This window comes from Frankia tisae (genome assembly GCF_025403405.1).
Classification (GTDB): Bacteria; Actinomycetota; Actinomycetes; order Frankiales; family Frankiaceae; genus Frankia; species Frankia tisai.
Window position 1 is genome coordinate 1 of the sequence record NZ_JANEZT010000281.1, and the last position, 9116, is coordinate 9116.

At 71.8% G+C, this 9116-nt stretch carries 10 protein-coding genes; 3 read left to right on the forward strand and 7 right to left on the reverse strand.

Annotation, left to right across the window (positions count from 1 at the left end; all coding sequences use genetic code 11):
* Positions 1 to 84: 84 nt before the first annotated feature.
* Genes NBZ85_RS22540 through rdgB form a run of 3 tightly spaced genes read left to right on the forward strand, consistent with a single transcriptional unit; the run spans position 85 to position 2286 of the window.
* Positions 85 to 831: an MBL fold metallo-hydrolase gene (locus NBZ85_RS22540; RefSeq protein WP_261560654.1), complete on the forward strand. Its 747-nt coding sequence runs from the start codon at positions 85 to 87 to the stop codon at positions 829 to 831.
* 37 nt (positions 832 to 868) lie between these two features.
* Positions 869 to 1612 carry a ribonuclease PH gene (gene rph / locus NBZ85_RS22545; RefSeq protein ID WP_261560652.1) on the forward strand — a complete coding sequence of 248 codons (744 nt, stop codon included), beginning with the start codon at positions 869 to 871 and terminating at the stop codon, positions 1610 to 1612.
* Positions 1609 to 2286, forward strand: a complete 678-nt coding sequence (gene rdgB, locus NBZ85_RS22550) for an RdgB/HAM1 family non-canonical purine NTP pyrophosphatase (protein ID WP_261560653.1) — start codon at positions 1609 to 1611, stop codon at positions 2284 to 2286. Before rph ends, rdgB begins: the two co-directional genes overlap by 4 nt.
* Before the next feature lie 384 nt (positions 2287 to 2670).
* Here rdgB and NBZ85_RS22555 read toward each other — a convergent pair whose 3' ends face one another.
* From NBZ85_RS22555 to NBZ85_RS22585, 7 genes are all read right to left on the reverse strand, one after another.
* Positions 2671 to 3618, reverse strand: a complete 948-nt coding sequence (locus tag NBZ85_RS22555; protein ID WP_261559493.1) for a PLP-dependent cysteine synthase family protein — start codon at positions 3616 to 3618, stop codon at positions 2671 to 2673.
* Positions 3619 to 3639: 21 nt separating this feature from the next.
* The gene (locus NBZ85_RS22560) at positions 3640 to 3960 is read right to left on the reverse strand and encodes a MoaD family protein (protein WP_261559494.1); all 321 of its coding nucleotides are present in this window, start codon (positions 3958 to 3960) and stop codon (positions 3640 to 3642) included.
* Positions 3961 to 4287: 327 nt separating this feature from the next.
* Positions 4288 to 4692, reverse strand: a complete 405-nt coding sequence (locus NBZ85_RS22565; RefSeq protein WP_261562548.1) for a M67 family metallopeptidase — start codon at positions 4690 to 4692, stop codon at positions 4288 to 4290.
* A gap of 85 nt (positions 4693 to 4777) precedes the next feature.
* Positions 4778 to 5317 (reverse strand): DUF2017 domain-containing protein, encoded by a 540-nt coding sequence (locus NBZ85_RS22570; protein WP_261559496.1) that lies wholly within the window; start codon positions 5315 to 5317, stop codon positions 4778 to 4780.
* A 1028-nt stretch (positions 5318 to 6345) separates the two neighbouring features.
* Positions 6346 to 6636 (reverse strand): ATP-dependent Clp protease adapter ClpS, encoded by a 291-nt coding sequence (clpS, locus tag NBZ85_RS22575; RefSeq protein WP_261559497.1) that lies wholly within the window; start codon positions 6634 to 6636, stop codon positions 6346 to 6348.
* Between the two features lie 120 nt (positions 6637 to 6756).
* Positions 6757 to 7422, reverse strand: coding sequence for an NUDIX hydrolase (locus NBZ85_RS22580; RefSeq protein WP_261559498.1), 666 nt, complete (start codon positions 7420 to 7422; stop codon positions 6757 to 6759).
* A gap of 194 nt (positions 7423 to 7616) precedes the next feature.
* The gene (locus NBZ85_RS22585) at positions 7617 to 9086 is read right to left on the reverse strand and encodes a nicotinate phosphoribosyltransferase (protein ID WP_261559499.1); all 1470 of its coding nucleotides are present in this window, start codon (positions 9084 to 9086) and stop codon (positions 7617 to 7619) included.
* Between the last annotated feature and the right edge of the window lie 30 nt (positions 9087 to 9116).

Consider the following 9116-nt stretch of genomic DNA (forward strand, 5'->3'; position numbering starts at 1 on the left):
CACCAGGACCACGACTACAGCCGTCTGGACCGCCCGAACCGCGGCGGATCAGGCTTCCTCCCAGCAGAGCCCGGTGGTGCCACGGTGAAACTGACCATTCTCGGCTGTTCCGGCACGTATCCCGGGCCGGCCTCGGCCTGCTCGTCGTACCTGGTGGAGTCGGACGGGTTCCGGCTCGTCCTCGACGCGGGCAACGGGTCGATGGGAGAACTGCAGCGGCACTGCGACCTGCGCGACATCGACGCGGTCCTGCTCAGTCACCTGCACGGCGACCACTGCCTGGACCTGGTGGCGAACTCCTACGCGCGGCGCTACCACCCCGAGGGCATGCCGCCCAAGCTCCCCGTCTACGGCCCGATCAACACCCAGGAACGGCTGTGCGGAGCGTTCGAGAAGTGGCCGGACGACAGCCTCGCCGACATCTACGACTTCCGCACCATCGGCGCCGGCTGCCTGCACGTGGGGCCGTTCCGCATCGATCTCACCCGGGTGGCGCACCCGGTCGAGGCCTACGGCGTTCGGGTCACCGCGGAAGATCGGGTGCTCACCTACTCCGGCGACACCGGCGCGTGTGACCGGCTCGTTCGGCTCGCCCGCGACAGCGACCTGTTCCTGTGCGAGGCGTCCTTCCTCGACGATGAGGACAACCCGCCCGACCTGCACCTGACCGGCCGGGAGGCCGGCGAGCACGCACGCAGGGCCGGTGTGGACCGACTGGTGCTCACCCACCTGGTCCCCTGGGGCAACGCCGCCCGTTCGGAGGAGGAGGCGGCCGGCGCGTTCGACGGGAACCTGACCATAGCCACACCCGGGGCCACCTTCGAGGTGTGACGCGGTCGGTCCGAGACGGGCCGATAGTGTCGCGGGCGTGACACGAGTCGATGGCAGGAAACCGGATGAGCTCCGGCACGTGACGATCCTGCGGGGCTGGCAGGAGCACGCCGAGGGGTCGGCGCTGATCAGCGTGGGGAAGACCAGGGTGTTGTGCGCCGCCTCGGTGACCACCGGCGTGCCGCGCTGGCGCAAGGGCAGCGGCCTGGGCTGGGTGACCGCCGAGTACTCGATGCTGCCGCGGGCCACCAACACCCGCAATGACCGCGAGTCGGTGCGTGGGCGAATCGGGGGGCGCACCCACGAGATCTCCCGACTGATCGGGCGTAGCCTGCGGGCCTGCATCGACCTGGCCGCCCTCGGCGAGAACACCATCGCGATCGACTGTGACGTGCTGCTCGCCGACGGCGGCACCCGCACCGCCGCGATCACCGGCGCCTACGTCGCGCTGGTCGACGCCGCCCGCTGGCTCGGCCGCCCCGCGGCGATCACGACAAGCATCGCCGCAGTGAGCGTCGGGGTGGTGGGGGGCGAGCCGATGCTCGACCTCGCCTACACCGAGGACTCCACCGCGGACACCGACATGAACGTGGTGTGCACCGGGGCGGACGGGTTCGTGGAGGTGCAGGGCACCGCCGAGGGCGCCCCGTTCGACCGGGCGATGCTCGACCAGCTGCTCGACCTCGCCATGTTCGGCTGCGCCCAGCTCACCGAGATCCAGACCGAGGCGCTGCGCGGCCCCGCACCAGCGGGTCCCGCCCGCCCGGAGGGAACCCGATGACCGCGAAGCCGACCGCCGGCGCGGACACCGCCGCGGCGGAAGCCCCGACCGGCTCGTCGAAGCCGGTGCGGGTGGTGCTCGCCAGCCGCAACGAGGCGAAGCTGACCGAGCTGCGCCGCATCCTGGCGGCCAGTGACCTGGCGGTGGAGTTGGTGGCTCTCCCCGACGGCGAGGAGGTGGCCGAGACCGGGACCACTTTCGCTGAGAACGCCCTGATCAAGGCACGGGCGGCGGCCGAGCAAACCGGTCTGCCCGCCGTCGCCGACGACTCCGGGCTCGCGGTCGACGAGCTGTCCGGCATGCCCGGCGTACGCTCGGCCCGCTGGTCCGGCCGACGGGACGGCACCCGTGCAGAACGCGACGAAGCGAACAACAGCCTGCTGCTCGCCCAGCTCGACGACGTGCCGCCTGGGCGGCGCGGCGCGGCGTTCGTCTGCGCGGCGGCCCTGGTCACCCCCGGCGGCGTCGAGCGGGTGACGCACGGGGAGCTACGCGGGGCCCTGCTGACCGAGCCCCGCGGCCAGGGCGGCTTCGGCTACGACCCGCTGTTCCTCGCCGACGGCCAGACCCGGACCAATGCCGAGCTGACCGCCGCCGAGAAGGACGCGATCAGCCACCGCGGCCGGGCCTTCCGCGAGCTCGCCATCCTCCTCGGCGAGGTCCTGGCCTCCTGAGCCGGCGGATTCTCGTCCCCTCTCCCGGCCCACCCGAGCCGACCGGGTTCCACCCAGGTCGCCGCTCCGTCACCGTCCGCCCATCGCGACCTCACCTAGAGTTGCCACGCGGGCCCGGCAATAACGGTGATCCAGGATTGCTGGAGGTTGAATACGGTTTCAGCCCCCTCCACGGTGACCAACCTCCAGCAACTCCAACCCGACCGCCCTACGCCCCCCAGCGCATGAACACTCCGGGTCCGGCCTCTGGGCGAGGGGTCCCCGTAGATCGCCGAAGGCCCCCAACGGCTCCCCCAGGAAAATCGCCGAAGGCGATCTGACGAAAACCCCGAACGACCCCCTGGGCGAGGGGTCCCCGTAGATCGCCGAAGGCGATCTACGGGGCTACGCCCACAGTTGGCCTTCGAGTGCCGCCTCGGCCTCCTCGAGGGTGCCGGCGTAGGCACCGGTGGACAGGTACTTCCAGCCGCCGTCGCAGACGATGAGGGCGATGTCGGCCGGCCTGTCCTCCCGGACCGCCCGCTCGGCCTGCGCCAACGCCGCGTGCAGGATGGCTCCGGTGGAGATCCCGGCGAAGATGCCCTCCTCCTGGACCAGCTCCCGGGTGCGGCGCAGGGCCTCCCGCGGACCGACGGAGTAACGCGAGGTGAGCACCGACGGGTCATACAGCTCGGGCACGAAGCCTTCGTCAATGTTGCGCAGGCCGTACACGAGCTCCCCGTAGCGGGGCTCGGCAGCGACGATTGTGATGCCGGGCACCCGCTCCTTGAGGTAGCGGCCGGTGCCCATGAGGGTGCCGGTCGTCCCGAGGCCGGCAACGAAGTGGGTGATGGCGGGCAGGTCCTCGAGGATCTCCGGGCCGGTCGTCTCATAGTGCGCCTGGGCGTTCGCCGGATTGCCGTACTGGTAAAGCATGACCCAGTCGGGGTTCTCCGCGGCGAGCCGCTTCGCGACGGCGACCGCCTCGTTGGAGCCGCCGGCGGCGGGCGAGTACCGGATCTCCGCACCCCACATCTGCAGCAGCTGGCGACGCTCCACCGAGGTGTTCTCCGGCATGACGCAGACGAGCTGATAGCCCCGCTGCCGGCAGACCATCGCCAGCGAGATGCCGGTGTTGCCGGACGTCGGTTCCAGAACGGTCGCGCCGGGGGCGAGCAGGCCACGCTTCTCGCCGTCGGCGATCATCCACAGCGCCGCCCGGTCCTTGATCGAACCGGTCGGGTTGTTCTGCTCCAGCTTCGCCCACAGCCGGACCTGCGGTGACGGGGACAGTCGTGGGAGCCCGACCAGCGGGGTCCGGCCGACCGAGTCGGCCAGGGAGTCGAAACGCATGAGTCGGACCTGCCGATCGGCTTAGTACTGACCGGCGGGGACGCCGGGTGAGCAGTCGGTGGAGCCACCGGCGACCGCGGGCAGGATGGTGACCTCGTCGCCGTCGTTGAGCTTGGCGTCGAGCCCACCGAGGAACCGCACGTCCTCGTCGTTGACGTAGATGTTGACGAACCGGTGCAGCTCGGCCCCGTCCTCACCGGTCACCAACCGGCCGCGCAGCCCGGAGTACCGGGAGTCGAGGTCGAGGAAGAGCGCGGCGACGGTGTCGCCCGTGCCCTCGACCAGCTTCGAACCTCCCGTGTAGGTGCGCAGGATCGTCGGCACACGGACCTGGACTGCCATGGTGCTCCTTTCGCAGGGGCCAGCGGTCGGGCTCGACCGAGGCGCCGCCCGGACGGGCGGAGGTGTTACGCGGGCGGAGATCTTACGCGAGCGGGGACGTTACGCAGGCCGGGACGTTGTGACAGACGCCTGGGAACGCGCCGATGCGAAGGCTGCGCCGCTCGCAGGCCCAGGATGCCCCGACGACGCGGCGGTTGTCCCACGTTCGGCGCGCGCGGGCACGGGCAGTGTCCCTAGACAGCCCGCATCGCCGGAACCGGCCACACCGTCACCCCCCTCGCTGTGCCGTGCGAACGGCAGACCCCGCCACTGCAACGTCACAGGTCCTTAGACGATTTCCACCGGCTCCTCGGTGACCGCGCCGTCCACGATCCGGAAGGACCGGAACTCGGTCTGGTCAGGCTCCCGGGTGGAGGCCAGCACGTAGTGTGCGCCGGGCTCACCGGCGAGAGAGATGTCCGTGCGGGACGGAAACGCCTCGGTCGCGGTGTGCGAGTGGTAGATGACGACGGGTTCCTCGTCGCGGTCTTCCATCTCTCGCCAGACCCGTCGTTGCTCCATCGAATCGAAGCGGTAGAAGGTCGGCGAACGCTCCGCGTTCTCCATCGGAATGAACCGCTCCGGCCGGTCCGAACCCTCGGGACCGGCGACGACCCCGCACGCCTCGTCAGGGTGATCACGGCGGGCATGGGCGACGATCGCCTCGTAACAGGCACGGTCGATACGCAGCACTGGCCCACCGTACGACGCGGAAGGGGCGGTCTGGGCGGTCCTGGCGACGAGACCGTCCCGGTCGGCCGGAATCGCGACGGGCGACCTAGTCCAGCGTCCGGGTCAGCTCGTCGAGCAGCCCGGTCAGAAAGACGTACGTCGCCACCAGCGGGTAGCGAGGATCCTCGGGATCCATGGACTCCAACTCGTCGGTGGAGTCGTCGTCGGTCAGGGCAAGGCGGGTGCCCAGGAACAGCCGCAGGTCGTTCAGGGTGGTCAGCCAGTCCTGGGCGGCGTCCTCGCTGAGGACGAGCGCGACCCCGGGAGCAGGCATGGCGGCCAGGACCCGGCGGGCCGCGTCCCGCTTGCGGGCAAGCAGATCGTCGGTGCGGCGGCGGCGAAAGTCCCCGGAGGCCATCGGGTCGTCCGGGTACGGGTCGGGAAGCAACCGGGCCATCGCCGGGTCCTCCGGTGGCGGTGGGGCGGTGTCACGCAGTCCGACCAACGCCTCCAACGGATCCTCGACGGGCGGCGGTTCGAGTAGCGCCTCGATCTGACCGACGAGCTGGGACAGCAACGCCGACTCCCACCGCGGCAGCCGCAGTTCGATCCCGGCCCGGGTGCGACGGAAACCGTCAGCAGCCACGACGTCGTGCCCTCCATCACCCCTCGTCCGCGGCGCCCTCCCGCGGATCACTGGCCGGTCACCGCCGATGCGGCCGCGGCGGCTCAACCATGCGCGCGCCGGGTTCCGCGGCGCCACCGCCCGGCAAGGAGCGGCGGGCGCACGGCGAGACCACGGCGGACGGCCGGCAGCTGACCACAGCCAGCCTAGTCCAGCCGGCGAGGTGCCCCGCGCGCCGCGCTCGGCGCGCCGATCCGCCGGCCGGCCGACGAGAGCACGGCCGCGGGAGCGGTGGCCGTGGGGCCTGACGCGGCTGCGAACCGGCGCCCACCGGCCGCTGCGCGCCCTGCGGCGGGTACCCCCGCGGCCGTCCGGCGGGCGCCTTCGGTGGGGATCCCACGGAAGAGGTAGCTCGATCGATCCACCCGGAATCTGGATAATTTTGCGATACAGAAGCTGTTGGACCCGGCACCGAGCGGAGTCATCCGGCGGCCACTCGACGCCCGCCGCCGAAGGCGAGACCGCGATTACCCGGAATATTCCGGGCCGGCTGGTCGAATTTTCGCGGACGGTCGATACGCACAGCCCGGATTCATCGTTAGAGTCCAGCCGAACCGAACAACGACAGGTAATGATTCATGAAATGAATGGCGAATACCGGTTGCCAAGCTCTTCGGAACCGTTGCCGCGTAGCTCGCCAGGGCCGATCCGGACGAATCTCGCCCGCACCTTCACGGCCCATCGAGCACATTGTCGAACCCCGCTCGCGGCCGGGCCGACCCGGCCCCCGGCATTCCGTCCTCCCCGGCCAGAATCACGCACCGACCGCCACCCCGACCGGCCGGCACGCGCCGGAGCCGCCCGCCGACGGCGGCCGACCTCGCCTCGCCCGCACCCGATCCAGCTAGCCCTTTGTGGCCCCGTTGGCCGGACGGAGCGGCCGGGTTGGACGCGAGCGATCCCCACGCGGCGGCCGATCAAGCCCCCTGCGGCCACTGGCCCCACAGGACTCGCACGTCCAGTCCCCTATCCCCGGCGGGGAGGGCTGGTCAGTCCTGGGCGATCGTCGCCCACAGCCCGTAGGCATGCAGGCGCTCCGCGTCGGCCTCCATCTCCTCCCTGGTGCCGGTGGCGACCGAGGCGCGTCCCTTCTGGTGGACGTCGAGCATCAGCTCGGTGGCCTTCGACTTGCTGTAGCCGAACAACTTCTGGAAGACGTAGGTCACGTACGACATGAGGTTGATCGGATCGTTCCAGACGATCGTGACCCACGGCCGCTCGTCGTCGAGGGCCTCGTCGACTTCCTCGACGTCGAGTGGCGACACGGCGGTGACAGACACGAGGCCTATTGTTACGCCATTCCCGCGCCCTGACCCGCCGCCGGGCACGGTGAGATGCAACGGAGCACGTCACGGTCACGGCGTGCGACGGCGCGGTGCGGTGCGGTGCGGTGCCGACGGTCAGACCGAGCGGCGCAACAGCGGCGGGTGCAGCGCCGTGGCCGAGCCACGCCGGTACAGCTCGGCCGGTCGGCCGCCGCCGCGCGGGGAGGTCCGCTGGCCCAGTGGGACGACGAACCCGGGTGTGGACAGCACCTTGCGCCGGAAGTTCGGCGGATCCAACGCGACGCCCCAGGCAGCCTCGTAGACGCGGCGCAGGTCAGCGAGGGTGAACCGGTCCTCGCAGAAGGCGGCTGCCAGCGGGGTGTACTCCAGCTTCGCGCGAGCCCGCTCCACCCCGTCGGCGACGATCCGTGGATGGTCGAGGGCCAGCATGGGGCTGTCCGCGGAGCCCAGGTCCGCCACCGGCCACCACCGCGCACGGGGGCCGTCGGAGCCGGGCGGCGGCGGCGGCAGGTTCGGCAACAGGGCGAGGTAGGCGACGCTGACCCGGGGCACCCGCGGGTCGCGATGCGGGCCACCGTAGGTGCGCAGCTGCTCCAGATGGCCGGTCATGGTCACCCCGGTCTCGGCCCACAACCGGCGCGACGCCGAGGTATCGAGGTCCTCGTCGCCGTCGACGAATCCGCCGGGCAGGGCCCAGGGCGCGTCGAATGGCGGGTCGTCCCGGCGGCTCAGCAGGACGCAGAGCCGGCCGCCGCGCAGGGTCAGCAGAACCAGGTCCACGCTGACGGCGACAACCGGCGGCCCGGCGGCATCACCGTGAGGCCGCCCGTCGTCGCCGTCACACGGACCGCGGACCTGATTCGGCGGCGATGCAGGCGGCACCCCTCCAGTCTGGCCATGCCCACCTCACCGCACACGGCCCCCTCCCCGTAGCGGCTTTGCGGTGACGCGGGACAGGTCCGACGCGGGACGGATCACACGCGGGTGGTGTGCACCACGGGCAGGCACGGTTGGCCGAAACGCACATCCCTCGCCGTCGGGGGCAGCGCGGCGAAGGCCCGGCCGTGGTGTTCCCGGGCCCGTCTCGTGCCGGCAGGGCCGACCAGATCGGCGTCGACCGGTTCGCCGCCCACGACGATCGGCTGGAGCAGCTCACGGTCTCGGGTCCCGCCGGGCCGCAACCCGGAGTCGGCTGCCACCGGCAGGAGGGCGGCGGCGAAGGTCGTGGCGGCGGAGGGGGCGCCGGCTGCCGGGGCCGCGGCGGTCACAGCAGCGATGGGAGCGGCGGGAACGGCGGGAACGGCGGCCGCCTGGGCGGGGAGGACGACGTCGGCCACTGCGCGGCCGCTGGGGTCGTGGCGGCGCACCACGCGCTTACGTCCTCCCCGACTGGTCTTGCCCACCGATTTCTTGGCCACGGCGATGCCATCGACCTCGACGAGTTTGTAGACGAACCCGGCGGTTGGCGCCCCGGACCCGGTGACCAGGCTGGTCCCGACGCCGTAGCCGTCCACGGGCGCCTGCGCCAGCCGGGCGATGGCGTGCTCGTTGAGGTCCCCGGTGACGATGATCCTGGTGTCGGTGGCACCGAGCCCGTCGAGTTGAGCGCGGGCCGCCGCCGACTGGGCGCCGAGGTCGCCGCTGTCGATCCGGATGGCGCCGAGCTCCGGCCCGGCGGCCGCGACCGCGGCGGCGATGCCCTCGGGGACATCGTAGGTGTCGACGAGCAGCGTCGTGTCGCGGCCCAGCGCGGCCACCTGGGCGGCGAACGCCGCAGCTTCGGTGGGGTGGACGAGGGTGAACGCGTGCGCGCTGGTCCCCACGCTGGGCACGGCGTAGGCCCGGGCCGCCTCCAGGTTGGAGCTGGCCGCGAAGCCCGCCAGGTAGGCCGCCCGCGCGGCCGCCACGGCCGCGGCCTCGTGGGTGCGCCGCGAGCCCATCTCCAGGCAGGGCCGCCCGCCTGCCGCGGCGACCATGCGGGCGGCGGCCGCGGCGATCGCACTGTCGTGGTTGAGGATCGACAGCACGAGCGTCTCCAACAACACCGACTCGGCGAACGTCCCTTCGACGGCGAGAACCGGCGTGCCGGGGAAGAACGGCTCGCCCTCGGCGAAGGCACGGATGTCACCGCGGAAGCGGTAGTCCGCCAGCCAGGCCGCGGTGTCGTCGTCGACCGCACCGGCGGCGCGCAGCGCGGCGAGCTCTGGCGGGGCGAAGCGGAAGGCCGCCAGGGCCTCGAGCAGCCGGCCGGTGCCGGCGAACACACCGAAGCGGCGGCCGGGCGGCAGTGAACGGGTGAAGACCTCGAAGACCACACGACGGTTCGCCACCCCGGAGCGGAGCGCCGCCCGCAGCATGGTCAACTCATAGTGATCGGTCATAAGTGCCGTGGACATCCGGAACAGGCTAGGGACGAGCCCGCTCAGATGCGCGCCTGGCGACATCCCGCGGGTGGCGGAAGGGGATGGGGTCGC